This is a genomic window from Streptomyces yamdrokensis (assembly GCF_053890455.1).
Genome location: NZ_CM132679.1, coordinates 4305332 through 4329526 on the forward strand (window position 1 = coordinate 4305332; position 24195 = coordinate 4329526).

Below are 24195 nucleotides of genomic sequence, written 5' to 3' on the forward strand. Positions count from 1 at the left end.
GGCACCCCATGACCGACCCGGTGACGCTGGACGGCGAGGCCACGATCGGCGAGTTCGACGAGAAGCGCGCCGAGAACGCCATACGCGAACTGCTGATCGCTGTCGGCGAGGACCCCGACCGGGAGGGCCTGCGGGAGACGCCGGGCCGGGTGGCACGGGCGTACAAGGAGATATTCGCGGGTCTGCGGCAGAAGGCCGAGGACGTGCTGACCACGACGTTCGACCTCGGCCACGACGAGATGGTGCTCGTGAAGGACATCGAGGTGTACTCGACCTGTGAGCACCACCTGGTGCCGTTCCGCGGGGTGGCCCATGTCGGCTACATCCCGGCCACCAGCGGAAAGATCACGGGACTGTCCAAGCTGGCCCGGCTCGTGGACGTGTACGCCCGGCGCCCGCAGGTGCAGGAACGGCTCACCACCCAGATCGCGGACTCCCTGATGGAGATTCTGGAGCCGCGCGGGGTGATCGTGGTGGTCGAGTGCGAGCACATGTGCATGTCGATGCGGGGCATCCGCAAGCCCGGCGCGAAGACCCTCACGTCGGCCGTGCGCGGGCAGCTGCGGGACGCGGCGACGCGCAACGAGGCGATGAGCCTGATCATGGCGCGCTGAGGGCGCGCCCGGCGGGCGTCAGGCGGCCGGGGCCGTACCCCGGCCGTTGTGGTCCTCGTCGTCCTCCGGGAGCTTGCAGACGCGCTCCAGGAAGATGGCCGCCGCTATGACGGCGATTCCCGCCAGGACCGAGAAGCCGGCGTAGATGGCCTGGTCGCGGCGGGCGGGAACGTCGAGGAACTCCAGGAGGAAGGCGCCCGTACCGCCGTACATCCCGGCGACGAGGGCGGCGACCAGGGCACTGGCCTGGCCGAAGACGACCGCGCGGGCCGCCATCATCGGGTCGACGCCCTTGGCGTCGGGGCGGCGCTCGCGCTGGTCCTTGAGGCGGGCGCGCAGGGAGAGCGCCGTGGCCGTGAGGACCACGGCGATCAGGGCGAGGACGACGGGCGCCGCCAGCGGGACGCTCGGCAGGGTGCCGAGGGAGTTCCAGAGGCGGGCGCCGGCCCAGGACAGGATCCCGGCCACGACGAAGACTCCGGCCAGCACCCTGATGCGCAGCTCTCTCACGGTGTCCCTTCGGTTCCCCCGGTGTCCCGGTGTGCGGTCCTGTCGACCTTAACGGCTACTCGGGCAGCCGGAGTTCCAGGTCGACGCGGGGCGTGACGCCCTCGTGGGCGACCGCGGCGAGCAGGGCGGCGACGGGGCCGCGTCCGGGGAGCTCGGCCTCCGGGTCGACGTCGTGCCAGGGGACCAGCACGAAGGCGCGTTCGTGGGCGCGGGGGTGGGGGAGGGTCAGCTGCGGGTCGTCGGAGAGGAGGTCCGCGTAGGAGACGATGTCCACGTCCAGCGTGCGCGGGCCCCAGCGCTCGTCGCGCACCCGGTGGAAGGCCTCCTCGACCGCGTGGGCCCGCTCCAGCAGGGAGGACGGGGGCAGGGTGGTCCTGAGGACCACGACCGCGTTGAAGTAGGAGGGCTGGCTGCCGGGCTCTACGCCCCACGGCTCCGTCTCGTACACGGGCGAGATTGCCTTGACCCGGACGCCGGGGGTGTCCTCGAGGGCGTCGACGGCCCCCTGGAGGGTTTCCAGCCGGTTGCCGAGGTTGGCGCCCAGGGAGACGACGGCCCGCTTCGGGTTGTGCAGGGTGGTGTCGGCGGCGTCGACCCGCTCGACCACGGAGGCGGGGACGGGCTGGACGGTCGGGTCGGTGTGGCCCTGGGTGGACGGCCTGGTCATGCGCGGCTCCGGATGATGGTGATGGTCACGTCGTCGAAGGGCACGGTGATCGGCGCGTCCGGCTTGTGGACGCGGACCTCGACCTCCTGGACCACGTCGTGCTTGAGGCAGACCTGTGCGATGCGCTCGGCGAGCGTCTCGATGAGGTTGACGGGCTCGCCCCGGACGACCGCCACGACCTCCTCCGCCACGATGCCGTAGTGCACGGTCTTCGTCAGGTCGTCGTCGGTCGCGGCCGGCCGGATGTCCAGGCCGAGGACCAGGTCCACGATGAAGGTCTGGCCTTCCTCGCGTTCCTTGGGGAACACACCGTGGTGCCCACGGGCCTTCAGGCCGTGCAGCGCGACACGATCCACACCAATCCACTCCTGCAGTCGTCGGTCCGGCCGGTCGGTGCCGTGTGGGGGCGGCACCCCTGTCCCGGTCGAATCTACCCGCGGGTGCCGGTCGGGAGGGCCCCGAGGTGGGTGGGTCCGACCCGTGCCGGGAGGTTTCACCGTGCGTCTCCCCCGGGAAGGCCCGGGGCGCACGGACAGGTGACGGCCCGGCCCCTACCCGCACGGGGGTGATGCCAATCGCTCTTCGGGTGCGGGAGAAAAGAGCGGGGTCCGCCGCCGGACCGCCCGCTCAGGAAGGGGTCTCGGTGTCGTCGGGGGCCTCGGGGCCGTCGGTCTCGTCGTTCTCGGCGAGGACGGGGGAGGCGTGGTGGGACCAGAGCTTCCAGCCCCCGGGGGCGCGCCGGTACACGTTGGTGGCGACGACCAGCTGGCCGAGCAGGGGGCCGAGCTCCTCGCCGGCCTTCGGGGCGGGGCCGCCGCTGAGGATGTTCTCGGTGCAGGTCACGACGGCGGTGTCACCGGTGACGGAGACATGCACGTCGGTGAGGAAGAACTGGATGTAGTCGGTGTTCGCCATGATCAGGGCGTAGGACCGGAGCACCTCGCCGCGCCCTGTGAGCACCGGCCAGCCGGGGTGCACGCAGGAGATCACTCCGGCGTCCGCCGGGTCGTGGTAGGTCTCGTCGACGCCCAGGTCGGCCGGGGTCAGCCAGAGCGACGCGACCTCTTCGAAGTCTCCCTGCTCGAGCGCCTCGTAGAAGGCGGCGTTGGTGGCTTCGACCTGCTCGACATCGGTGTGCGGGGCGCTCACCGGGTTCCCTCTGTGCCGTGTGCGCCGTGTGCGCCGTGTACAGGGGGTGTGCCGTCCGGGGTACGGGCCAGTTCGACGGCGCGGGCGACGCGTACGGCGTCCGCGGTGGCGCGCACCTCGTGCACGCGGACCGCCCAGGCGCCGCCCTGGGCGGCGAGGGCGGATACGGCGGCGGTGGCCGCGTCGCGTTCCCGGGCGGGCGGGGGCGTGCCGTCGGGGCCGGCCAGGACGTGGCCGAGGAACCTCTTGCGGGACGCGGCGACGAGCAGCGGGTGGCCGAGCGCTCGGAGGCGGTCGAGACGGGCGAGGAGGGCGAGGTCGTGGCCGGCGCCCTTGGAGAAGCCGAGCCCGGGGTCGACGATCACGCGGTCGGGGGCGATGCCGCCCTCCAGCACGGCGTCCACGCGCGCGCGCAGTTCGTCGACGACCTCGGTGACGACGTCGTCGTAGGCGCCCTTCACGTTGCCGCCCTCCAGCAGGCCGCGCCAGTGCATGACGACGAAGGGGGCACCGGCGTCGGCGACCACGGGGATCATGCCGGGGTCGGAGAGACCGCCGCTCACGTCGTTGACGAGCACGGCGCCCGCCGCGAGGGACTGCTCCGCGACGGAGGCGCGCATGGTGTCGACGGAGACCGTGACGCCCTCGGAGGCGAGGCCCCGGACCACGGGGATGACGCGCTCGAGTTCCTCGGCCTCGTCGACGCGCGTGGCGCCGGGTCGGGTGGACTCGCCGCCGACGTCGATCAGGTCGGCGCCCCGGGCGACCAGGTCGAGGCCGTGCTTGACGGCGGTCGTCGTGTCGAACCAGCGGCCACCGTCGGAGAAGGAGTCGGGCGTCACGTTCACGACGCCCATGACCGCGCAGCGGTCCCAGTGGGGGAGGCCCGAGACGTGAAGGTGTCCGCTGCTGTTGCTCATATGTTCAGCGTAGGCGTTGGGCGGGGCCGGGGAGTACATGGACCGGGGGGCACGGACGGGAGCCGGTTCCGGGGATCCCGTATCCCGGATCCAGGAGCTCGGGGCCGGAGTCCGGAGCGCGGCCCGGTATTTCCGGCAGGGGTGAGACGGGTGGCGGGCGTATCGGGATCCCGCCGGTCGTCCCGGAAAGCGGCGGGGCGATTCGGGCGCCCTGGGATACGACCCGGATGCCACTTCCTCACCCGGGAGCAGGGTTTTCGGCCGGAAGCCCGGGGGGCCGGCGGGGGCCGGAGGAACGGTGCGGGCCGGGCCCGGGGCGTACCGGAACCGGCCTCCCGCCCGCAAAACGATCTTGATAATTGCGGCGCGGGTCTATTCACGGTTCGGTGGAGTTCCCTGATGCCCTGTGAAAGCCCCGGTGCGGCTTTGTTTTTACGGGGCGGGGCTCCATCATTCGCCTACGCGCGGTAAGTTTCTGGCCATGTCACGTGGACGTCACCGCCATTCCCCGCCCCTGCACAGGATGTTGCCCCCGTCGGCGATCGCAGGCGTCTCGCTCGTCTGCGCCCTGGGGCCCTGGGTGTTCACACAGCCGATGGCGCTCCGCCTCCTGGCCGCCGCGGCGGCGGCCACGGCGGTCCTCGGCGCGGTCGTGATGCGGCACTGGGACGCGCAGGCCGGCAAGCAGGTCGCCGAACTCACGCGCGCGCGTGCCAGTGACGAGTGGCGTTTCGAGGAACGGGTCGCCGAACTGGAGTCCGACCTCGACGAGTCGCGCGAGCTGCGCGTCAAGCTGGAGCAGCGGCTGCGCGCCAAGCGCACGGAGCTCACCGGGCTGCGCAACGAGCACGCGGCACTGCTCAGGCGGTACGCCGCGGCGGAGACCGACCGGGCGACCGTCCTGGAGGAGCGCCGGGTGCTCGAGATCGAGGCGGCGGTTCCGGCCCGCGCGTTGACGGCGGGGCCGTCGCCCGCCGAGTCCGGCGCCGGGCCCGACGACAGGGCGGCGGTGCCGACGGCCAGGACCGGAACCGAGGGCGAAAGGACCACCGGGCCGGAGCCCGCGGCGACCGCGGACGGTGAGGGGGAGGCCGGCCGGCCCACGGCTCCCCAGGCCTTCTCTCCGGCGGGATCCACGCTGTTCCTGCGGGCCGACGAGGCACTGGCACGGCTCGCCGGCCGCGGTGAGGGCGACGAGGACGGAGCCGACGACGACCGCCCCGCGGGGGAGGTCGCCGATGCCGATGCCGTGCCCGACGCAGCCGGCACGCCCGGCACGCCCGACGCGGAGGCCGACGACACGCCGGCCGACGCCGGCACCCCCCAGGGCGACCACGTGGCCGAGGGCGATTCCGCATCGGCCGAGGACGGCACCCGGCCCGGTCGCACCGCCGGGTCCCCCCGGAGCGACAGCACCCCCGAGGACGACGGCCCCGGGCCCACCACGGCGAGGAAGCCGGAGCAGCCGCCGAAGGACGAGACCCGGGGGCAGCCCGGGACGGTCGCCGGGCACGGGAGCGCGACCGCCTCCCCCGGCCCGGACACCGGCACCACGTCCGAGCAGTCGGGCCGGCCGGCTCAGTCCGCACAGCCTGCCCCGTCGGCCCCGCCCGGCAGTTCCGCGCGGAGGCCCTCCGGGCACTTCACCGTGCCGACCGCGGTCGCGGTGGTACCGCAGACGGAGCCCGTACGGCGCCCGGTGTCCGACGGCACCTTCGACTTCTTCGGTACGCAGAAGGAGGCGGAGGGCGACGCCGACGTGGCCGAGGAGGAGGCGCCGGCCTCTCACCCGGCCCAGGCCGAGCCGGAGTTCGAGCCGACCGACGACACGCGGGGCGTCGGCCGGGTCATCGATCTGACGGCGCACGACGAGCCGGAGCCGGCAGACGAGGAGACCGGGGCCGGGGCACAGGCCGAGGCCGGCACGAAGGGACTGCGCAGCGCGGCCTCCTGACGGACGGCGGCGACGGCACACGGCGCAACGTGGCTGCGCGAACGGGGTCCCGTACAAAAGACGTGCGGGACCCCGTTCGCGTGTTCCCGTGTCCGGGACGGACCCCCGGGCGCGAGGTGGCCAGTGGCCCGGCGGCCCGGCGGCCCGGTCAGGCCATCCACCGGTCCGGGCGGGCGTCCCGGCGGCCGGTCCGTGACCGTTCCGCCTGGGCCCGCAGCAGCTCCGCCGCCTCGTCGGCGTCCCGGAGCCGGGCCACCACGGACTTGTTGGCCCCGGTGTCCACATGGACGTCCGCGACGCCCCTGGCGCGCTGCCAGGGCCCCTGGACCAGCCGTACGCTCTGCACCTTGGCGTGCGGCACCAAGGCGACGGTCCGGGTCAGCCGGCCGTGCCGGGCGGCGAACACGGTGTCGGTGACGGCGAGTCCGTAACCGCGCCACCACACCGGCACGCACCACCGCGCGCGCCGCGGCGGCCGGGACAGCTCCGCGTGCGACGGCACACCGACGCCGGGCAGCACCCGCGCGACGACGGACTCGGCGATCTCGCGCGGGGCGACCGGCAGCAGCAGGGAATTGGACGAGCCCGCCACATCGAGCTCCACCCGTACCCAGTCCCGGCGCCGCCACAGCAGCGGCTCCACGATCCGCACGGTCTGCACCCGTCCCGGCGGCACCGTCTCGTGCGCCTGGTCGAGGAGCCCGTGGTCGATGCGCAGCCCGTCGGGCGACTCGCCCAGCGTCCAGTCGTACTCGGAGACGAACCGGCCGACGCTGCTCGCGCCCGCCGCGCCGAGCAGCGGCACGGCGGTGGCGAGGACCGTCCACAGGCTGTCGGTGACCATCCACAGCGGCGGCAGCACGACGGCGGCGACGATCAGCCACACCCAGGTCGTGCCGGTCAGCACGAGGGACAGGGCGAGGACGCCGGGCGGCACGCGCAACAGCTGCCGGGACGGCGCCTCGCCCACCTCGTGCGCCGTCTCGGGTGCGAAACCGGCCGCCCGCGCGAGCAGTTCGGCCCGCAGCGCGCGGGCGTGGTCGGCCCCCAGGAAGGCCAGCTCGTCCTTCTTGTCGGTCCCGATGACGTCGAGTCTGAGCTTCGACACGCCCGCGACCCGCGCGAGCAGCGGCTGGGTGACGTCGATGGCCTGGATCCGCTCCAGCCGGATGTGCGCGGTGCGCCGGAACAGCAGACCGGTGCGGATGCGCAGTTCGCTGTCGGTCACCGCGAAGTGGGTGAACCACCAGGTCAAGAAGCCGTAGAGGGCGGCAGCCGGGATCAGGACGCCGATGCCGATCAGCAGGGTGGTCGTCGTCAGCCGGGTCAGCTGGCGCTGCGCCTGGTCCGGGTCGTGCAGCGCCCACCCGATGACGACCGCGACGGGCGCCCACGCCCGCCTGAGCGGTGTGACGGGGTGCAGCCGGCGCTCGACCACGGGCCGCCGCTCGCGCACCTCCTCGGGGGCCTCCTGGGCGGTCACAGCCCCGCCGATCGGGCCTCGCCCAGCTCCGTGAGCCGGTCGCGCAGCCGTTCGGCCTCGGCCGGGACGAGGCCGGGGATGGTGGCGTCGGTCGCCGCGGCCGCCGTGTGCAACTGCACGCTGGCCAGCCCGAAGTGCCGTTCGACGGGCCCGGACGTGACCTCGACCAGTTGCATCCGCCCGTACGGCACGACCGTCTCCTGACGCCACAGGACACCCCGGCTGATCAGCAGGTCGTCGGAGCGCTCGGCGTACCGCCAGGAACGCCAGTTGCGCTCCAGCATCACCCAGCCCCAGACCGTCACGGCCAGCGGCAGCAGGGCGAAGGCCGCCCAGCCGGGTCCGGCCAGCAGGCCCGGGACCAGCCCGGCGGCCAGCGTGAGCAGCCCGAGCCACACCACCAGCATCAGCCGGCGCACCTTCAGCAGCCCCGGCGGCAGCGCGATCCACCGCGGCCCGTCGCCGGGGGCCGCCGGTGCGCCGGTGGTCACCGTGGCCGCCTCAGCGGGCTGTTCCGGCTGTTCCGGCTGCTGCGGTCCCGCTGTACCCGTGTCGTGCGGGTTCCCCGTCTCCATGGCCCCAGCGTACGTAGGGGAGACTGTGTTCATGACTCCTACGACGGAGACCATGGTCGGCATCGGCGGCGCCGCGGAGAGCACCGACATGGTGCTCAACATCGGGCCCCAGCATCCGTCCACGCACGGCGTGCTGCGACTGAAGCTGGTCCTGGACGGCGAGCTGATCACCAGCGCGGAGCCCGTGATCGGCTACATGCACCGGGGCGCGGAGAAGCTGTTCGAGGCGCGGGACTACCGGCAGATCATCATGCTGGCCAACCGCCACGACTGGCTGTCGGCGTTCTCCAACGAGCTGGGCGTGGTCCTCGCCGTGGAGCGGATGCTCGGCATGGAGGTCCCCGAGCGCGCGGTGTGGCTGCGCACGCTGCTCGCGGAACTGAACCGGGTGCTCAACCACCTGATGTTCCTCGGCTCCTACCCGCTGGAACTCGGTGGCATCACCCCCATGTTCTACGCCTTCACCGAGCGCGAGGAACTCCAGCACGTCATGGAGGAGGTCTCCGGCGGGCGCATGCACTACATGTTCAACCGCGTGGGCGGCCTCAAGGAGGACCTTCCGGCGGGATGGACCACCCGCGCGCGTGGCGCCGTCGCCGACGTGCGCTCCCGTATGGACCGCTTCGACGACCTGGTGCTCGGCAACGAGATCTTCCGCGGCCGCACGCGTGGTGTCGGCGTCCTGTCCCCGAAGGCCGTGCACGCGTACGGGGTGAGCGGGCCGATCGCCCGTGCCTCGGGCGTCGATCTCGACCTGCGCCGCGACGAGCCGTATCTCGCCTACGGAGAGCTGGCGGACGTCCTGAAGGTCGTGACCCGCGAGGAGGGCGACTGCCTCGCCCGCTTCGAATGCCTCCTGGAACAGACCTACCACGCCCTCGACCTCGCCGGGGCCTGCCTCGACCGGCTCGCCGACCTGCCTCCGGGTCCCGTCAACCAGCGGCTCCCGAAGGTGCTCAAGGCGCCCGAGGGGCACACGTACGCGTGGACCGAGAACCCGCTCGGCATCAACGGGTACTACCTGGTCAGCAAGGGTGAGAAGACGCCGTACCGGCTGAAGCTCCGCTCGGCGTCCTACAACAACGTCCAGGCGCTCACCGAACTGCTGCCGGGGACGCTGGTCTCGGACATGGTGGCGATCCTGGGGTCGATGTTCTTCGTCGTGGGGGACATCGACAAGTAGTCGACGAGCGGGGAAGCGGGGGCGGGGGCGGGGAGCAGCACGGGGTCAGGCGGGGTCCGGGGCCGCGAGCACGTCCGGGATCCCGACCGGCTGCAGCAGCCACCCGAAGTCGCCGAGTCCGCCCGGCGCGACGAGTTCGGCGGCCTTTGAGGCGGCCGCCAGGGCCCGTACGTAGCCGGCGGGATCGGTGGACGCGAGGGTGAGCGGGGGGCGCGAGCCGGTGAGGCCCAGGGCGCGCAGGGCGGCCCGCTGGGGGAGCAGGCGGGCGCCGGGGAGCGCGCAGGCCGCCGCGCAGGCGTCCAGGGCGACATGCGCGGTGATGTCGCACGATCCGTCCGGCACGGGTGCCGTCTCCCGCCCCTCCCGAAATCCCGTCAGCGTCCCGAACGGCGGGCGCGCGTCCGCCGTGTGCGCGTAGTCCACGGCGACGGCGAGCCCGCGCGCGAGCGCCCCGACCGCCGACGCCCAGGCCAGGTCCCGGGGCAGTCCGATCTCCGCCCGCAGTCCGGTCTCCGCCCGCGGTCCCACTTCGCCCGCGGCCCCGGTAGTGCTCTCCGGGGCGGCCTCCCCGTCCGCCACGGCCTCCCCGCCGCCCCACGCGGGTCGTCCGGCCGTCAGCGGCCACCACCGGGCGAGCCACTCCGCCTCCGGGCCCGTGACCGGCGGCCCGAGGTGCTCCGTTGCGTCGTCGGCCACCAGGACCAGGCGCACGTCGCCCGCCGGGCCGACCTCGGCGACCTCCAGGGGCACGTTGTCCAGCCACTCGTTGGCGAACAGCAGCCCCGTGATCCGCTCCGGCGGCTCGGCCCGCCACTCGATCCGCCGGTCGAGCCCGCCGGGACGGCCGGCGAGTTCGACGGCGTACGTACGCGTGCGTGCCGCCACGTCGGCGGGCAGCGCGGCGAGCACACCGGCGGCGAGTTCGCCCCGGCCCGCCGCCATGTCCACGAAATCGAGCACCGCGGGCCGGCCCAGCTCCTCGTCGACCCGGCACAGCAGACGTGCCACGGCCCCCGCGAACAGCGGCGAGGTGTGCACCGACGTACGGAAGTGCCCGGCGGGACCCTCCGGCCTGCGGTAGAAGCCGTCCGGCCCGTACAGAGCCGCCCGGGTCGCGGCCCGCCACCCGCGCGGGCCGCCGTGTGTCCCCGCCCCTGCCCTCGTCGCCCTCGTCACCGGCCCAGGTTACGTGCGGGAATGTGCCGGGCCTCCACCTTGCGGAGTACGCGTGCGGACCGGGTCTCGACCCTCCGGTTGACCCCTGCACGCATGTGGCTTCCCTACGCTGGGTTACGTGCAGCGCCTCTATGATTTTCTCCGCAGACACCCGTCATGGGGCGACGGCTTCTGGGCCGTCGTCCTGTTCGGGATTTCGGTGTTCAGCGGAGCGCCCGTGGAGGAGGCCCAGGGAACCGCTCCGACGGCCGTGACCGTGCCGGTCATGCTGCTGCTGTCGCTGGTCGTCGCGCTGCGCCGCCGGATGCCGGAGCGGATGCTGATCCTGACCGTCGTGGTGGGCGTCCTCCAGGTGGTCCTGGACGTGGCACCGGTGCCGGCCGACTTCGCGATGCTGGTGATCGTCTACACGGTCGCGGCCGTCGGGGCCCGCTGGGCGTCCCGTCTCGCGCTGGGCGCCGGTCTGTGCGCGGCGCCGGTCGCGCAGGCACGCTGGCCGCTCGACGACGTGGGTGTGGCGGGCAACATCGCCATGGTGGTCTTCCAGACCGTGCCCTTCGTCCTCGCCTGGGTGCTCGGTGACTCCATACGCACCCGGCGTGCCTACTTCGCCCAGCTCGAGGAGCGCGCCGCGCGGCTCGAGAGGGAACGCGAGGCACAGGCGAAGGTCGCGGTCGCCGCCGAACGCGCCCGCATCGCGCGCGAACTGCACGACGTCGTCGCGCACAACGTGTCGGTGATGGTGGTGCAGGCCGACGGCGCCGCCTACGTCCTCGACGCGGCCCCCGACCAGGCGAAGAAGGCCCTGGAGACGATCTCCTCCACCGGCCGCCAGGCGCTCGCCGAGATGCGCCGCCTGCTCGGCGTGCTGCGCACCGGTGAGCACGAGGAGGCCGGGGAGTACGTACCGCAGCCCGACGTGCGGCAGATCGAGGACCTCGTCGAGCAGTGCCGGGGGTCCGGACTGCCGGTGGACTTCAAGGTCGAGGGCACCCCGCGTCCGCTGCCCAGCGGCCTCGAACTCACCGCGTACCGCATCGTGCAGGAGGCGCTCACCAACACCCGCAAGCACGGCGGGCCCAACACGGGCGCCAGCGTGCGCCTGGTGTACTTCGACGACGGCCTCGGCCTGCTCGTCGAGGACGACGGCAAGGGCGCCCCGCACGAGCTGTACGAGGAGGGCGGGTTCGACGGCCAGGGCCACGGTCTGATCGGCATGCGTGAGCGGGTCGGTATGGTCGGCGGCACCCTGGACGCGGGCCCGCGACCGGGCGGGGGATTCCGCATCAGTGTCCTGTTGCCCCTCAAACCCGTTCATTGACACCTGAACGCTTGCGCACGCCCTTTATCGACACCTGTAACACCTTCTGAGACGAAAGAGGCCCCGATGGCGATCCGCGTGATGCTCGTCGACGACCAGGTGCTGCTGCGCACCGGGTTCCGGATGGTGCTCGACGCCCAGCCGGACATGGAGGTCGTGGCGGAGGCGGGCGACGGCGTGGAGGCCCTCCGGGTGCTGCGGTCCACCGCCGTCGACGTGGTGCTCATGGACGTCCGGATGCCGAAACTGGACGGGGTGGAGACCACCCGCCGGATCTGCGCGGACACCGACCCGCCGAAGGTGCTGATCCTGACCACCTTCGACCTCGACGAGTACGCCTTCTCCGGCCTGAAGGCGGGCGCCTGTGGCTTCATGCTCAAGGACGTGCCGCCCGGCGAACTGCTCGCCGCGATCCGCGCGGTGCACAGCGGCGACGCCGTGGTCGCCCCGTCCACCACCCGCCGGCTCCTGGACCGCTTCGCACCCATGCTGCCGAGCGCCACCGAGCAGCCCCAGCACAAGGAGCTGGAGCGGCTCACCGGACGGGAACGGGAGGTCATGGTGCTGGTCGCGCAGGGCCTGTCCAACGGTGAGATCGCGGCCCGCCTGGTGCTGTCGGAGGCGACCGTGAAGACCCACGTGGGCCGCATCCTGACCAAGCTGGGACTGCGGGACCGGGTGCAGGTGGTGGTCCTCGCCTACGAGACGGGACTGGTGCGGGCCGGCGGACAGGGCTGACCTTGTCCACGGGGCTGACCGGGAGTCCCCGCGTCGGTAGGGTCTGCGCATGCTGCTTTGGATCAACGGCCCCTTCGGGGGCGGCAAGACGCAGACCGCGTACGAGTTGCGGCGTCGTCTTGCGGGCAGTGTCGTCTGCGATCCGGAGCACGCCGGGTTCGGGCTGCGCCGCATGCTGCCGCCCGAACTGCGGGGGGACTTCCGGGAACTGGCCTCCTGGCGGCAGGGCGTCGTCGAGGTGCTCGACCTCGCGCTGACCCGGCACGACGGCGTCGTGATCGCGCCCATGACGGTCACGGACTCCCGCTGCTTCACCGAGACCGTCGGCCGACTGCGCGAACTCGGCCACGACGTCCACCACTTCACCCTCCTCGCCGAACGGGAGACGGTGCTGAGGCGGCTGCGGGAACGCGGCCTCGAGCGCCTCCTGCGCCGCGTCGTCGGAAAGAAAGCGGACCCGAGCCGGGACAGGTGGGCCGTGGACCGGCTCGACCACTGTCTGGAACGGCTCGCCGGACCGGAGTTCGCCGAGCATCTGTGGACGGACCACACGACCGTCCCGAAGACGGCGGACCGCATCGCCGTACTGGCAGGGCTGGAGCTGTCCCCCCACCACGGGGGACGGCTCAGGACCCGGCTGCGGCAGGCGGGCGTCGGCATCCGGCACATCCGCTTCGACTGAGGCCCCGTCGTACACGGACCGGCCGCGGCCGGTCCGGGGACGGTGAAGGGAGCCGGCGCCCCTACGACGTGTTCCCGGCCCCTCACGGCTTCGTCAGCCGTCAGCCCTCAGCCGTCAGCCGTCGTGCGAAGTCCGAGGCCGCGGCCCGCACGTCGTCGGCCGTCCACTCCAGGGCCGCGGCCCGCACGTACACCTCCGTGGACGCCAGGCCCGGACCCTTCGGGTCCCAGTGGTTGGCGAACAGGACGGTTCCCGTCTCCTCGGCCGCCCGGATCGCCGCCTCCGCGACGGCATCGGCGTCGTACGGCAGCCAGACCTGGAAGTCGTGGGTGTGCGGCACCTCGGGGTGGACGCGGAACCAGGGCAGCCCTCCTGCCTCCAGGCCCTCGCGCAGGGCGGCGGCCACCACGCGCGCGTGCCTGACGTAATCGGGCAGCCGGGGCAGCTCCCGCTCCAGGCCGATCAGCGCCGACAGCGCGGTCGGGAACTGCTGGAAGACGTTGCCGCCGTACCGGTGCCGCCAGGCCTTCGCCTCCTCGACCAGGGTCGCGGGACCGGCGAGCGCCGCGCCGCCGAAGCCGTCGAGGGACTTGTAGAACGACACGTAGACGCTGTCCGCCAGGGCGGCGATCTCCTCCAGCGGACGGCCGAAGTGCGTCGTGCACTCCCACAGCCGGGCCCCGTCGAAGTGGACCACGGCCTCGCGTTCCCGCGCGGCGTCCACCACCCCGGTCAGCTCCTCCCAGGTGGGCAGTACGAAACCGGCGTCCCGGAGGGGGAGTTCCAGCATCAGCGCGCCGAAGGGCTCGTCGAAGTCCCGCACCTCGGCTGCGGTCGGCATCCGGGGCTCGCTGGTCACCCGCACCGGACGCAGACCGCTGACCCGGCTGAACGCGCTCCGTTCATGGACCTCGGGGTGGCTGAGCCCGTGCAGCGCGACCACGGGGTTGCCGCTGCGGCCCGCCCAGGAGCGCAGGGCCACCTGCTGGGCCATCGTCCCGGTCGGGAAGAACGCGGCGGCCTCGGTGCCCAGGAGCCCGGCCACCCGCTCCTCCAGCGCCTCGACGACGCCGTTGCCGTAGAGGTCGGCCGTCTCGTCCAGGTCGTACACGTCGCCCGCCGCCCCCAGCAGGGCCAGTCGCTCCCGGAGCGGGCCGAGGAAGCCGAGGCGCGCGAGCACGCGCGGGGCGCCGCGCGAGGCGGCGATCCTCCGCTCGCGGAGCTTCCGGCCGCGTTCCTGATCCGTCCCCTGATCCGTCCCCCGATCCGTCCCCTGATCCGTCCCCCGATCCGTCCCCTGATCCGTCCCCCGATCCGTCCCCTGATCCGTCCCCCGATCCCCCTGATCCGTCCCCCGATCCGTCCCCTGATCCGTCCCCCGATCCGCCCCCTGGCCCGGTTCCCGGTCCGGGCCCGGTTGTGGCCCGGACCGCCGTCCGCCTGGTGCCGTGGTGCCGTTCTCCGCCGTGTCGCCCATGCCCGGGATCATCCCGCGTGCGGGCGGGCGAGGGCACCCGGATTTTCCCTGTGGAATCCACACCCTGCGGAATCCACACCCTGTGGACAAACGTGCGCCCGGGAGCCGCCCGCGTTTCGCGTTAACATGACGAGAAATCGTCCGGTACCCCGAGCGGACTGGAACGGGAAGGCCGTCGTCGCGTGAACACAAGCCCACAACCGGATCCCAGGGACCGCCCCGCGCGGCTCAGCGTCGGTGTGGTCGGCGCCGGGCGCGTCGGCCCGGCCCTGGCCGCCTCCCTGCAGCTCGCCGGACACCGTCCGGTGGCCGTCTCCGCCGTCTCCGCCGCCTCCCTCCGGCGCGCCGAGCAGCTGCTCCCCGACGTGCCGGTGGTCGCGCCGGCCGAGGTGCTGGAGCGGGCCGAACTGGTACTGCTGACCGTCCCGGACGACGCGCTGCCGGAGCTGGTGGCCGGGCTCGCCGAGACGGGTGCGGTACGGCCGGGACAGCTCCTCGTGCACACCTCGGGCCGGTACGGCGCGAAGGTGCTGGACCCCGCCCTGCGGGCCGGCGCGCTGCCGCTGGCCCTGCACCCGGCGATGACGTTCACCGGCACCCCCGTCGACGTGCAGCGGCTCGCCGGATGCTCCTTCGGGGTCACCGCTCCGGAGGAACTGCGGCTGGCCGCCGAGGCCCTGGTGATCGAGATGGGCGGCGAACCGGAGTGGATCGCCGAGGAGAGCCGCCCGCTCTACCACGCGGCCCTCGCCCTGGGCGCCAACCATCTGGTCACCCTGGTCGCCCAGTCCCTGGAACTGCTGCGCACCGCCGGGGTGGAGGCCCCCGACCGGATGCTCGGCCCACTGCTCGGCGCCGCCCTGGACAACGCCCTGCGCTCCGGTGACGCGGCCCTCACCGGCCCCGTCGCGCGCGGTGACGCCGGCACCGTCTCCGCCCATGTCGCCGAACTGCGCCGGCACGCCCCGCAGACCGTCGCCGGCTACCTGGCGATGGCCCGCGCGACCGCCGACCGCGCCCTCGCCCACGGCCTGCTGAAGCCGGAACTCGCCGAGGACCTCCTCGGGGTACTCGCCGACGGGACGACGGGCACCACCGGCGAAACGGGCACCACCGGCGACGACGAAGGAAATCCCCGATGACCACCACCCTGCTGCGCACCGCCGACGACCTGCACGCACGCGCGCGCACGGGCCGCCGCGCCGTCGTGATGACCATGGGCGCCCTGCACGAGGGCCACGCCACCCTGATCCGCGCCGCGCGCGACCTCGCGGGTCCCGCGGGCGAGGTCGTGGTCACCGTCTTCGTCAACCCGCTGCAGTTCGGCGAGGGCGAGGACCTCGACCGGTATCCGCGCACCCTGGACGCCGACCTCGGGCTCGCCGGGCAGGCGGGCGCGGACGTGGTCTTCGCCCCGTCGGCCGACGAGGTCTACCCGGGCGGCGAGCCCCAGGTCCGCGTCAGCGCCGGTCCCATGGGCGAACGTCTGGAGGGCGCCGCCCGCCCCGGTCACTTCGACGGCGTGCTCACCGTCGTCGCCAAACTGCTGCACCTCACCCGTCCCGACGTCGCCCTGTACGGCCGGAAGGACGCCCAGCAGCTCGCGCTGATCCGTCGCATGGTGCGCGACCTGAACTTCGGCGTCGACGTCGTCGGCGTCCCCACCGTCCGCGAGGCCGACGGGCTGGCCCGCTCCAGCCGCAACCGCTACCTCTCCGCCACGGAGCGGCGCACCGCGCTCGCCCTGTCCGGCGCCCTGTTCGCAGGACGGGACCGGCACGCCGCGCAGGAGGCGCTGCACGCGCGGGCCCGCGAAGTGCCCGCCACGCGCGCGCGCGTCGAGGCGCTGAGCGCGCTCGGGGAGTCCCGCGCGGCGGCCGACGCGCACGCCGTCGCCACGGTCGGCGGCCCCGACGCCGTCCGCGCCGCCGCCCGCCAGGTCCTCGACGCGGCCGCCCGCTTCACCCCGCCGCTCACCCTGGACTACCTGGCTCTGGTCGACCCCTCGGACTTCACCGAGATCGGCGACGGCTTCACCGGCGAGGCCGTCCTCGCCGTGGCCGCCCGGGTCGGCACGACCCGCCTGATCGACAACGTCCCCCTGACCTTCGGCACCCTCGGAGCCGCCTCGTGACCAGCACCGGCATACGACTGCACGCGCCCGCGCCCGGGTGGTCGATCGAGGCCGACGTCGTGGTCGTCGGCTCCGGCGTGGCCGGACTGACCGCCGCGCTGCGCTGCGAGGCCGCCGGGCTGGCCACGGTCGTCGTGACCAAGGCCCGGCTCGACGACGGTTCCACCCGTTGGGCCCAGGGCGGTATCGCCGCGGCCCTCGGTGAGGGCGACACCCCCGAACAGCACCGGGACGACACCCTGGTCGCCGGGGCAGGCCTGTGCGACGAGGAGGCGGTCCGCCTCCTCGTCACCGAGGGCCCCGGCGCCGTACGCCGGCTCATCGCCACCGGCGCCCACTTCGACGAGTCCGAGGAGGGCGCCCTGGAACTCACCCGCGAGGGCGGTCACCACCGCCGGCGCATCGCGCACGCGGGCGGGGACGCCACCGGCGCGGAGATCTCCCGCGCGCTGGTCGAGGCCGTACACGCGGTCAGGAGGGGTGCGCGCGAAGCGCTCCCGGGCGAGGGCGGTGAGGGGCGACGGGCGGGACTGCGCACGATCGAGAACGCGCTGGTCCTGGACCTGCTGACCGATGCCGAAGGGCGCAGCGCGGGTGTGACCCTGCACGTCATGGGGGAGGGCCAGCACGACGGAGTGGGGGCCGTGCACGCTCCCGCGGTGGTGCTCGCGACCGGTGGCATGGGGCAGGTCTTCAGCGCGACCACGAACCCCTCCGTCTCGACCGGCGACGGGGTGGCGCTGGCCCTGCGCGCCGGTGCCGAGGTCAGCGACCTCGAGTTCGTGCAGTTCCACCCGACCGTCCTGTTCCTCGGCCCGGACGCGGAGGGCCAGCAGCCCCTGGTCTCCGAGGCGGTACGCGGCGAGGGCGCCCACCTGGTCGACGCCGACGGCGTGCGCTTCATGGTGGGGCAGCACGAGCTCGCCGAGCTCGCCCCGCGGGACATCGTCGCCAAGGGCATCATGCGCCGGATGCGGGAGCGGGACGCCGAGCACATGTACCTCGACGCCCGGCACTTCGGCGCCGACATGTGGGAGCACCGCTTCCCGACGATCCTCGCCGCCTGCCGCGCCCACGGCATCGACCCGGTCACCGAGCCCGTCCCGGTCGCCCCCGCCGCCCACTACGCCTCCGGCGGAGTCCGCACCGACTCCCACGGCCGCACCACGGTCCCCGGCCTCTACGCCTGCGGGGAGGTCGCCTGCACCGGCGTGCACGGAGCCAACCGGCTCGCCTCCAACTCGCTCCTGGAGGGCCTGGTCTACGCCGAGCGCATCGCCGCCGACATCGCCGCGAGCCGGACCGGGGACGCCCTTCGCGCGCGTGCGCCGCAGCCCCTCCCGCAGGCCGAGCGCCCCGGGCACCCCCTCCTGCCCGCGGAGGCCCGCTTCACCATCCAGCGGATCATGACCGGGGGAGCCGGGGTCCTGCGCTCCGCCGCCTCCCTGGAACAGGCCGCCGACGGGCTCCAGCGGCTGCACGCCGACGCCCGCGACGCCCTCGACGAGCAGGGCAAGACCGCCGAGCCCGGCGTCGACACCTGGGAGGCCACGAACCTCCTGTGCGTCGCCCGCGTCCTGGTCGCCGCCGCGCTGCGGCGCGAGGAGACCCGGGGCTGTCACTGGCGCGAGGACCGGCCCGAGCGCGACGACACCGCCTGGCGCCGCCACATCGTCGTACGGCTGAACCCGGACCGCACACTGGCGGCGCACACCACCGACGGCACGGACTTCCCCCCGACCCTCCCCGGCGTCCCGCTTCCCCCCGACGCCCCGAACGCCCCGAACGCCCCGAACCTCCCGTCCCAGGCCCCTCAGGAGCAGTGACAGCAGTGACCACACCAGATCTTCCCCTCGCCCCGTCCGGCGGCTGCGGCGGCGGCTGCGCCTGCGGCGCGGACAGCGACGAGAGCTACGACGAGACCTACCTGGAGTGCGGCCTCGACCCCGCGCTCGCCGAGCTCCTGGCCGACGCGGGGCTGGACCCGGTGGAGGTCGAGGACATCGCCAACGTCGCCCTCCAGGAGGACCTCGCCCACGGCGTGGACGTGACGACGGTCGCGACCATCCCCGAGGACGCCGTCGCCACCGCCGACTTCACCGCGCGGGAGGCGGGCGTGGTGGCGGGCCTCAGGGTCGCCGAGGCGGTCGTCTCGGTGGTCTGCACGGCGGAGTTCGAGGTGGAACGGCACGTGGAGGACGGAGACCGGGTGGAAGCCGGCGCCAGGCTCCTCTCCGTCACCGCCCGCACCCGCGACCTCCTCACGGCGGAACGCAGCGCCCTGAACCTCCTGTGCCGCCTCTCGGGCGTCGCGACGGCCACGCGCGCGTGGGCGGACGTCCTGGACGCGACGAAGGCCAGGGTCCGCGACACCCGCAAGACCACTCCGGGCCTGCGCTCCCTGGAGAAGTTCGCCGTGCGCTGCGGCGGCGGCGTCAACCACCGCATGTCGCTCTCCGACGCGGCCCTGGTCAAGGACAACCACGTGGTCGCCGCGGGCGGCGTCGCCCAGGCCTTCCAGGCCGTCCGGGAACGCTTCCCCGACGTACCGATCGAGGTCGAGGTCGACACCCTGCACCAGCTCCGCGAGGTACTGGAAGCCGGCGCCGACCTGATCCTGCTGGACAACTTCACCCCCGGTGAGTGCGAGGAGGCGGTGGCTCTCGTCGCCGGCCGCGCCGCCCTGGAGGCGTCCGGCCGGCTCACCCTCGACAACGCCAGGGCGTACGCCGACACGGGGGTCGACTACCTCGCCGTGGGCGCCCTCACCCACTCCTCGCCGATCCTGGACATCGGCCTGGACCTGCGAGCGGCTGAGTAGGGGCCGGCCATGCTGCTGACGATCGACGTGGGCAACACGCACACCACCCTGGGCCTGTTCGACGGCGAGGACATCGTCGAGCACTGGCGGATCTCCACGGACGCGCGCCGCACCGCCGACGAACTCGCCGTCCTCCTCCAGGGCCTGATGGGCATGCACCCCCTGCTCGGCGACGAACTGGGCGACGGCATCGACGGCATCGCCATCTGCGCGACCGTCCCCTCCGTCCTGCACGAACTGCGCGAGGTGACCCGCCGCTACTACGGCGACGTCCCCGCGGTCCTGGTCGAGCCGGGCGTCAAGACCGGCGTGCCGATCCTCACCGACAACCCCAAGGAGGTCGGCGCGGACCGCATCATCAACGCGGTCGCCGCCGTCGACCTCTACGGCGGACCCGCCGTCGTCGTCGACTTCGGCACCGCCACCACCTTCGACGCGGTCAGCGCGCGCGGGGAGTACGTCGGCGGTGTGATCGCCCCCGGCATCGAGATCTCCGTCGAGGCGCTCGGTGTCCGCGGCGCGCAGCTCCGCAAGATCGAGGTGGCCCGGCCCCGGAGCGTGATCGGCAAGAACACGGTGGAGGCGATGCAGTCCGGCATCGTCTACGGCTTCGCCGGCCAGGTCGACGGCGTCGTCCGCCGGATGGCCCGAGAGCTCTCCGAGGACCCCGACGAGGTGACCGTCATCGCGACCGGCGGACTCGCGCCGATGGTCCTGGGCGAGAGCACGGTCATCGACGAGCACGAGCCCTGGCTGACCCTGGTCGGCCTGCGCCTGGTCCACGAACGGAACGTGTCGCGGATGTAGCGCCTCCCGGACGCGGCGCTCCGGGCCCGGGACGCGGGACACGGGTGGCCGGTCCCGAGCAGTACGGGGGCTGCCCGGCCCGCACGCCTCGTGGAACGGGCCGGGCCCCGTGGGTCCGCCCCCCCCGTGGCCCGGACGTTCCTGCCGCGGACCGTGACACATTCCCGGAAAGTTCCACGGTCCGCGGCCGGGCCGGGGTCCCCGCCGATTCGTCACCGCGTCCGGGGCGGGACCGGGCGGCCCTCACCCGGCCCGCCCCCACCCGGGTGGAACCGCGCCGCGCCCGCGCGCCACACTCGTGCGTTATGCGCTGTTTGTCTGATTAGCGCGTATCGTCGCGGCATGCCCACGCCCTACGGATCCCGCGGCGGCATGGCGTTCGGTGCGGAGGAGCTGCGTGTGCTCCGCCGCGCCCTCGCCCTCGCCCTGCACCCCACGTCCGCCTCGGCCGAAGACGTCCAGGACTGCCTCCGCCTCACCGAGTCCCTCGACGAGGCGACGCGGGAGGATGCCCGGCTGCGCGCCTTCCTGGTGACCGACCTCGGCCGTTACCGCGCAGCCCTCCCCGGCACCGTCACCGGCTATCTCAGGCTTCTGGAGGAGGCACTGGGCGCCGGCTACCGCCCCGACGCCGACGACCTCGCCGCCCTCCGGGCGCTGCGCGGCAACCCCGCCGCCGCCGCTCTCCTGGACCGCTGCCGGTTCCTCGCCGAGCAGGACGTGCGCGCCCGCCTCGCCGGCCGTACGGTCCGCGTGGGCTCCGTGGGCTCCGTGGGGTCCCTGTCCGGCAGCCCGTCCGCCGGTCGGCCCCCCAAGGGCCCCCTGTCCGTGGTCCCCGCCTCCCGCACCCGCCTCCTCGCCCTGCCGGGCGGCCAGGCCGCCGAGAACCCGGAGAAGGAGCCGGAGCGCAAGCCGTCCGCTCCCCGGCCCGAACCCGCGCCGGCTCCCGGCGCCCCCGCACCCGGTGACCCGAAACCGGGCCGGCCCGTCCCCACCCCGGGCGAGGTCTTCCCCCGTCGCAAGCCCGCCCCGCCCCCGCAGGGCCGGCGGCTCGCCGCGGGCTGAGAGGCCCGCCGCGCGGCCGCCGCGCGCCCGTCCGCCGTACATCCACCCCTGCCCGCCCGTCGACCGGACTCTGGCTACCCTGGATCCATGGACTATGTCTCCGCGCTCCTGCCCCCGGCCGTCATGGCCGCCCTCTTCATCGGCGTGATCCGGGTGATCGTGAAGACCCAGGGCGGCGCCAACAAGACCAAGGAGGACGCCGCCGTGGACGCGGCCCTCGCCCGCGCGGAGGCACCCCACCAGGCCCCCTCCAGGACCGAGACCTGACCGAGGCCCGACCGAGGGGCCGGCCGAGGGGCCGACCGAGGGGCCGGCCGAAGGCCGTCCGGTCGGACCGCGGACGGCGCGGGAGGCGGACCCGGCGTACGACTCGAGCGCGGCCGTGCGCGAGTCGTACGCCCTTTTTATTCGCGTTCGTCGGCCTTCGTGGATGCTCGGCACGCCATGATATGGATTTCGCACTATCGTTACGAGGTGTGCCTCGCCCATTGGGAGAACTCGAAGACGCGGTCATGACGCGGGTGTGGAAGTGGAACCGCCCGGTCACCGTCAGGGAAGTCCTCGAAGATCTGCAGAAGGAACGGTCCATCGCGTACACCACGGTGATGACCGTTCTGGACAATCTCCATCAGAAGGGCTGGGTACGCCGCCAGGCGGAAGGCCGGGCCTATCGATATGAGGCGGTCTCCACCCGCGCCGCGTACGCCGCCGCGCTGATGAACGAGGCCTGGTCGCAGAGCGACAACGCCGCCGCCGCACTCGTCGCCTTCTTCGGGATGATGAGCGAGGAGCAGCGCCAGGCCCTCACCGATGCCGTACGCGTCGCGCCCCTTCCGGAAACCACGGAACAACGCCGGCCGGCCGAACGGCCGGGAACACCGGAACAACCGGGAACGCCGGAACAGCCTGAAACGGCCGAACAAGCCGGATCGCCCGAACAACCCACGCCCGCGGAACCCTCTGTCGAGAACCCCGCCTCGGCCGAGGGTCCGCGCGGGCGATAGCGTCCGCTCATGTCAGTAGACAGCCCGGATGTCCCCGCAAAATCCATCACCGTCCGACGGGCCCGCACCAGCGATGTCCCCGCCGTTCGTCACCTCCTTGACGCCTACGTCCGCAAGGGCATCCTGCTCGACAAAGCGACGGTGACGCTTTACGAGGCCATCCAGGAGTTCTGGATCGCGGAACGGGACGACAACGGGGAGGTCGTCGGCTGCGGCGCGCTGCACGTGATGTGGGAAGATCTCGCGGAAGTCCGCACTCTCGCGGTGAAGCCCGGCCTGAAGGGTGCCGGCGTGGGGCATCGCTTGATGGAGAAGTTGCTGCAGACCGCCCGTCGGCTCGGTGTTCGCCGTGTTTTCTGTCTGACCTTCGAAGTCGAGTTCTTCGGCAAGCACGGCTTCGTGGAGATCGGTGAGACGCCCGTCGACACCGATGTGTACGCCGAGCTGCTGCGTTCCTATGACGAGGGCGTCGCGGAGTTCCTCGGTCTCGAACGAGTGAAACCGAACACCCTGGGCAACAGCCGGATGCTTCTGCATCTGTGATCGTCGGCGTTCCGTACCCGGCACCTTGCGGCGGAGGCCCCGGCGGGCGACGCCCGGGCATATTCCGTACTTGCTTCCGCAGTTGCTTCGCCGCCGCGGGCCTTGCCCGGTTCCCTATGTCCGAAACGCGCACGTTTCCGGGCTGCGGGCGGGCAGCGGGTCTCTCCCCGGGGTTTGTGTTTTTCCGGCAAAAGCGGTTTGCTTTCCGATGTACTGCAGCAGTGGATATAACAGGGGACGGTGATACGGCGAACGCCGGTACACCCAGGCCCTGACGTTATCGATGAAAGGAAATCCGGTGGCGCAGAAGGTTCAGGTCCTTCTTGTCGACGACCTCGACGGCGGCGAGGCGGACGAGACCGTGACGTTCGCGTTGGACGGCAAGACATACGAGATCGATCTCACCACCGCCAATGCGGACAAGCTCCGTGGCCTTCTCGAGCCTTACGTGAAGGGCGGCCGCCGTACGGGAGGCCGTGCTTCGGGCGGGCGTGGAAAGGCGCGTGCCGCTTCCGGCGGCAGCCAGGACACCGCGGCGATCCGCGCCTGGGCGAAGGAGAACGGCCACGAGGTCAACGACCGCGGCCGGGTCCCCGCGGCCATTCGCGAGGCCTACGAGCAGGCCAACGGCTGACTGTCGGTCCGTCCCGCCTCGCGCACCCCGGCCTGCGGTCGGCCGCAGGCGCGCAGGAGCCGGATCCGGTGGCACTGTGTGGCCACCGTGTTCACCAGCCGCACGAGATCGGGGGCGCCCCCACGGCCCCCCGTCGCCGACAGTGCCGGCAGCGAGGCCTCGACCTCGCGCCCCGGCTCGGGGGGCCGCAGCCACACGGCGGCCCCCTGTGTACCGGCCCGTGTACCGGCGTGGTCCGGCGAGAGCGGCCGGCCGGCACCGTGGCCGACGGTCCCCGGGGGCGACGGGGCTTCGATGATCCCGCCCGCGCCGACCGCGGCCAGATCGAGGGCCAGCGTGCCCCACTCCAGCCAGACGAGCAGCCCCGGCAGCTCCTCCGCGCCGCCCGCGGCCACCAGCAGCCGCATCCGGCCGCCCTGCAGGGCCACCGGCCCCCGGAGTGCCAGACGCTCCAGCGCCGCGTGGCCGGCTTCGGCGGGGACGTCCAGGACGTCGAAGCGCACCCCCACCGACAGGCGTACCGGAGCACCGGGCAGCGTCGGCCACCCGTGCTCGTCCTCGTACCAGCGCCGGACCGGATCGTCCGGACCGCCCCGGACCTCCTCGGCCGTGGTGACGGAACGGTGCGCGGAGACGAACGGGCCCGGGGCGACGGGGACGACGGAGAGGGCGGTGCCGGCCATGCCGGGCGCAACCGCCGGAAGGCCGTTCGGGTTACGCTGGGTCCGCATGTGTATG

25 protein-coding genes and 1 pseudogene are annotated in these 24195 nt (G+C 73.3%); 16 read left to right on the forward strand and 10 right to left on the reverse strand.

Annotated features, from left to right (window positions below; genetic code table 11):
• The first annotated feature begins 8 nt into the window (after positions 1-8).
• Positions 9-614 (forward strand): GTP cyclohydrolase I FolE, encoded by a 606-nt coding sequence (folE, locus tag ACWZEH_RS19145; protein ID WP_456192385.1) that lies wholly within the window; start codon positions 9-11, stop codon positions 612-614.
• 18 nt (positions 615-632) lie between these two features.
• Here the strand turns inward: folE and ACWZEH_RS19150 are convergent, their stop codons facing one another.
• The 5 genes from ACWZEH_RS19150 to folP form a co-directional block, all read right to left on the reverse strand.
• The gene (locus ACWZEH_RS19150; protein WP_456192386.1) at positions 633-1124 is read right to left on the reverse strand and encodes a DUF3180 domain-containing protein; all 492 of its coding nucleotides are present in this window, start codon (positions 1122-1124) and stop codon (positions 633-635) included.
• Positions 1125-1179: 55 nt separating this feature from the next.
• Positions 1180-1791, reverse strand: a complete 612-nt coding sequence (gene folK / locus ACWZEH_RS19155) for a 2-amino-4-hydroxy-6-hydroxymethyldihydropteridine diphosphokinase (protein WP_456192387.1) — start codon at positions 1789-1791, stop codon at positions 1180-1182.
• Positions 1788-2147, reverse strand: a complete 360-nt coding sequence (gene folB / locus ACWZEH_RS19160; RefSeq protein ID WP_456192388.1) for a dihydroneopterin aldolase — start codon at positions 2145-2147, stop codon at positions 1788-1790. Before folB ends, folK begins: the two co-directional genes overlap by 4 nt.
• Before the next feature lie 271 nt (positions 2148-2418).
• Positions 2419-2940 carry a nuclear transport factor 2 family protein gene (locus ACWZEH_RS19165; RefSeq protein ID WP_456192389.1) on the reverse strand — a complete coding sequence of 174 codons (522 nt, stop codon included), beginning with the start codon at positions 2938-2940 and terminating at the stop codon, positions 2419-2421.
• Complete coding sequence (folP, locus tag ACWZEH_RS19170) at positions 2937-3860, reverse strand: dihydropteroate synthase (RefSeq protein ID WP_456192390.1); 924 nt, start codon at positions 3858-3860, stop codon at positions 2937-2939. Before folP ends, ACWZEH_RS19165 begins: the two co-directional genes overlap by 4 nt.
• Before the next feature lie 481 nt (positions 3861-4341).
• Here folP and ACWZEH_RS19175 point away from each other — a divergent pair, with 481 nt between their 5' ends.
• Positions 4342-5814 (forward strand): hypothetical protein, encoded by a 1473-nt coding sequence (locus tag ACWZEH_RS19175; RefSeq protein ID WP_456192391.1) that lies wholly within the window; start codon positions 4342-4344, stop codon positions 5812-5814.
• A gap of 148 nt (positions 5815-5962) precedes the next feature.
• On the opposite strand, the gene ACWZEH_RS19180 is transcribed toward ACWZEH_RS19175, so the two are convergent.
• Together ACWZEH_RS19180 and ACWZEH_RS19185 are read right to left on the reverse strand one after the other, a co-directional pair.
• Positions 5963-7297, reverse strand: coding sequence for a PH domain-containing protein (locus ACWZEH_RS19180; RefSeq protein WP_456192392.1), 1335 nt, complete (start codon positions 7295-7297; stop codon positions 5963-5965).
• Entirely contained in the window at positions 7294-7872 is a 579-nt protein-coding gene (locus ACWZEH_RS19185) for a PH domain-containing protein (RefSeq protein ID WP_456192393.1), read from the reverse strand. Before ACWZEH_RS19185 ends, ACWZEH_RS19180 begins: the two co-directional genes overlap by 4 nt.
• Before the next feature lie 31 nt (positions 7873-7903).
• On the opposite strand from ACWZEH_RS19185, the gene ACWZEH_RS19190 reads away from it, so the two are divergent.
• Positions 7904-9055 carry an NADH-quinone oxidoreductase subunit D gene (locus ACWZEH_RS19190; RefSeq protein WP_456192394.1) on the forward strand — a complete coding sequence of 384 codons (1152 nt, stop codon included), beginning with the start codon at positions 7904-7906 and terminating at the stop codon, positions 9053-9055.
• Between the two features lie 45 nt (positions 9056-9100).
• Here the strand turns inward: ACWZEH_RS19190 and ACWZEH_RS19195 are convergent, their stop codons facing one another.
• Positions 9101-10231, reverse strand: coding sequence for an SAM-dependent methyltransferase (locus ACWZEH_RS19195; RefSeq protein ID WP_456192395.1), 1131 nt, complete (start codon positions 10229-10231; stop codon positions 9101-9103).
• Between the two features lie 118 nt (positions 10232-10349).
• Between ACWZEH_RS19195 and ACWZEH_RS19200 the strand changes: the two genes are divergently transcribed.
• The 3 genes from ACWZEH_RS19200 to ACWZEH_RS19210 all read left to right on the forward strand — a co-directional run bounded on the left by ACWZEH_RS19200 (position 10350) and on the right by ACWZEH_RS19210 (position 12972).
• Positions 10350-11552, forward strand: a complete 1203-nt coding sequence (locus tag ACWZEH_RS19200) for a sensor histidine kinase (protein ID WP_456192396.1) — start codon at positions 10350-10352, stop codon at positions 11550-11552.
• Positions 11553-11618: 66 nt separating this feature from the next.
• A complete protein-coding gene (locus tag ACWZEH_RS19205; protein ID WP_456192397.1) occupies positions 11619-12290 on the forward strand; it encodes a response regulator in 672 nt (223 codons plus the stop codon).
• Between the two features lie 49 nt (positions 12291-12339).
• Entirely contained in the window at positions 12340-12972 is a 633-nt protein-coding gene (locus ACWZEH_RS19210; protein ID WP_456192398.1) for an AAA family ATPase, read from the forward strand.
• A 100-nt stretch (positions 12973-13072) separates the two neighbouring features.
• Here the strand turns inward: ACWZEH_RS19210 and ACWZEH_RS19215 are convergent.
• Positions 13073-14194 (reverse strand): annotated as a pseudogene (locus ACWZEH_RS19215) (threonine aldolase family protein); the annotation flags it as partial.
• A 437-nt stretch (positions 14195-14631) separates the two neighbouring features.
• Here ACWZEH_RS19215 and ACWZEH_RS19220 point away from each other — a divergent pair.
• From ACWZEH_RS19220 to ACWZEH_RS19265, 10 genes are all read left to right on the forward strand, one after another.
• Positions 14632-15591 (forward strand): Rossmann-like and DUF2520 domain-containing protein, encoded by a 960-nt coding sequence (locus ACWZEH_RS19220; RefSeq protein ID WP_456192399.1) that lies wholly within the window; start codon positions 14632-14634, stop codon positions 15589-15591.
• Positions 15588-16583, forward strand: coding sequence for a pantoate--beta-alanine ligase (gene panC / locus ACWZEH_RS19225; RefSeq protein ID WP_456192400.1), 996 nt, complete (start codon positions 15588-15590; stop codon positions 16581-16583). Before ACWZEH_RS19220 ends, panC begins: the two co-directional genes overlap by 4 nt.
• Positions 16580-18409 (forward strand): L-aspartate oxidase, encoded by a 1830-nt coding sequence (locus tag ACWZEH_RS19230; RefSeq protein WP_456192401.1) that lies wholly within the window; start codon positions 16580-16582, stop codon positions 18407-18409. The genes panC and ACWZEH_RS19230 overlap by 4 nt, the downstream gene beginning before the upstream one ends.
• A 5-nt stretch (positions 18410-18414) precedes the next feature.
• On the forward strand, positions 18415-19404 hold the full coding sequence (nadC, locus tag ACWZEH_RS19235) for a carboxylating nicotinate-nucleotide diphosphorylase (protein ID WP_456192402.1): 990 nt from the start codon (positions 18415-18417) through the stop codon (positions 19402-19404).
• A gap of 9 nt (positions 19405-19413) precedes the next feature.
• Positions 19414-20211 (forward strand): type III pantothenate kinase, encoded by a 798-nt coding sequence (locus tag ACWZEH_RS19240; RefSeq protein ID WP_456192403.1) that lies wholly within the window; start codon positions 19414-19416, stop codon positions 20209-20211.
• Between the two features lie 372 nt (positions 20212-20583).
• A complete protein-coding gene (locus tag ACWZEH_RS19245) occupies positions 20584-21276 on the forward strand; it encodes a hypothetical protein (protein WP_456199693.1) in 693 nt (230 codons plus the stop codon).
• 87 nt (positions 21277-21363) lie between these two features.
• Complete coding sequence (locus ACWZEH_RS19250; RefSeq protein ID WP_456192404.1) at positions 21364-21543, forward strand: hypothetical protein; 180 nt, start codon at positions 21364-21366, stop codon at positions 21541-21543.
• A 245-nt stretch (positions 21544-21788) separates the two neighbouring features.
• On the forward strand, positions 21789-22280 hold the full coding sequence (locus ACWZEH_RS19255; protein ID WP_456199694.1) for a BlaI/MecI/CopY family transcriptional regulator: 492 nt from the start codon (positions 21789-21791) through the stop codon (positions 22278-22280).
• A gap of 9 nt (positions 22281-22289) precedes the next feature.
• Positions 22290-22823 carry an amino-acid N-acetyltransferase gene (locus tag ACWZEH_RS19260; RefSeq protein WP_456192405.1) on the forward strand — a complete coding sequence of 178 codons (534 nt, stop codon included), beginning with the start codon at positions 22290-22292 and terminating at the stop codon, positions 22821-22823.
• A 298-nt stretch (positions 22824-23121) separates the two neighbouring features.
• The gene (locus tag ACWZEH_RS19265; RefSeq protein WP_456192406.1) at positions 23122-23457 is read left to right on the forward strand and encodes a histone-like nucleoid-structuring protein Lsr2; all 336 of its coding nucleotides are present in this window, start codon (positions 23122-23124) and stop codon (positions 23455-23457) included.
• On the opposite strand, the gene ACWZEH_RS19270 is transcribed toward ACWZEH_RS19265, so the two are convergent.
• Positions 23436-24140 carry an SCO3374 family protein gene (locus ACWZEH_RS19270; RefSeq protein WP_456199696.1) on the reverse strand — a complete coding sequence of 235 codons (705 nt, stop codon included), beginning with the start codon at positions 24138-24140 and terminating at the stop codon, positions 23436-23438. The two genes, ACWZEH_RS19265 and ACWZEH_RS19270, sit on opposite strands and share 22 nt — an antisense overlap.
• Positions 24141-24195 lie beyond the last annotated feature (55 nt).

Bases quoted from the DNA above. Each gene is read 5' to 3' on its own strand.
- ACWZEH_RS19240 (WP_456192403.1), top strand. From the start codon at position 19,414: ATGCTGCTGACGATCGACGTGGGCAACACGCACACCACCCTGGGCCTG.
- ACWZEH_RS19270 (WP_456199696.1), bottom strand. From the start codon at position 24,140: ATGGCCGGCACCGCCCTCTCCGTCGTCCCCGTCGCCCCGGGCCCGTTC.
- ACWZEH_RS19190 (WP_456192394.1), top strand. From the start codon at position 7,904: ATGACTCCTACGACGGAGACCATGGTCGGCATCGGCGGCGCCGCGGAG.
- ACWZEH_RS19260 (WP_456192405.1), top strand. From the start codon at position 22,290: ATGTCAGTAGACAGCCCGGATGTCCCCGCAAAATCCATCACCGTCCGA.
- ACWZEH_RS19210 (WP_456192398.1), top strand. From the start codon at position 12,340: ATGCTGCTTTGGATCAACGGCCCCTTCGGGGGCGGCAAGACGCAGACC.
- ACWZEH_RS19175 (WP_456192391.1), top strand. From the start codon at position 4,342: ATGTCACGTGGACGTCACCGCCATTCCCCGCCCCTGCACAGGATGTTG.
- ACWZEH_RS19185 (WP_456192393.1), bottom strand. From the start codon at position 7,872: ATGGAGACGGGGAACCCGCACGACACGGGTACAGCGGGACCGCAGCAG.
- ACWZEH_RS19205 (WP_456192397.1), top strand. From the start codon at position 11,619: ATGGCGATCCGCGTGATGCTCGTCGACGACCAGGTGCTGCTGCGCACC.
- folK (WP_456192387.1), bottom strand. From the start codon at position 1,791: ATGACCAGGCCGTCCACCCAGGGCCACACCGACCCGACCGTCCAGCCC.
- ACWZEH_RS19250 (WP_456192404.1), top strand. From the start codon at position 21,364: ATGGACTATGTCTCCGCGCTCCTGCCCCCGGCCGTCATGGCCGCCCTC.
- ACWZEH_RS19245 (WP_456199693.1), top strand. From the start codon at position 20,584: ATGGCGTTCGGTGCGGAGGAGCTGCGTGTGCTCCGCCGCGCCCTCGCC.
- panC (WP_456192400.1), top strand. From the start codon at position 15,588: ATGACCACCACCCTGCTGCGCACCGCCGACGACCTGCACGCACGCGCG.
- folE (WP_456192385.1), top strand. From the start codon at position 9: ATGACCGACCCGGTGACGCTGGACGGCGAGGCCACGATCGGCGAGTTC.
- folP (WP_456192390.1), bottom strand. From the start codon at position 3,860: ATGAGCAACAGCAGCGGACACCTTCACGTCTCGGGCCTCCCCCACTGG.
- ACWZEH_RS19255 (WP_456199694.1), top strand. From the start codon at position 21,789: ATGACGCGGGTGTGGAAGTGGAACCGCCCGGTCACCGTCAGGGAAGTC.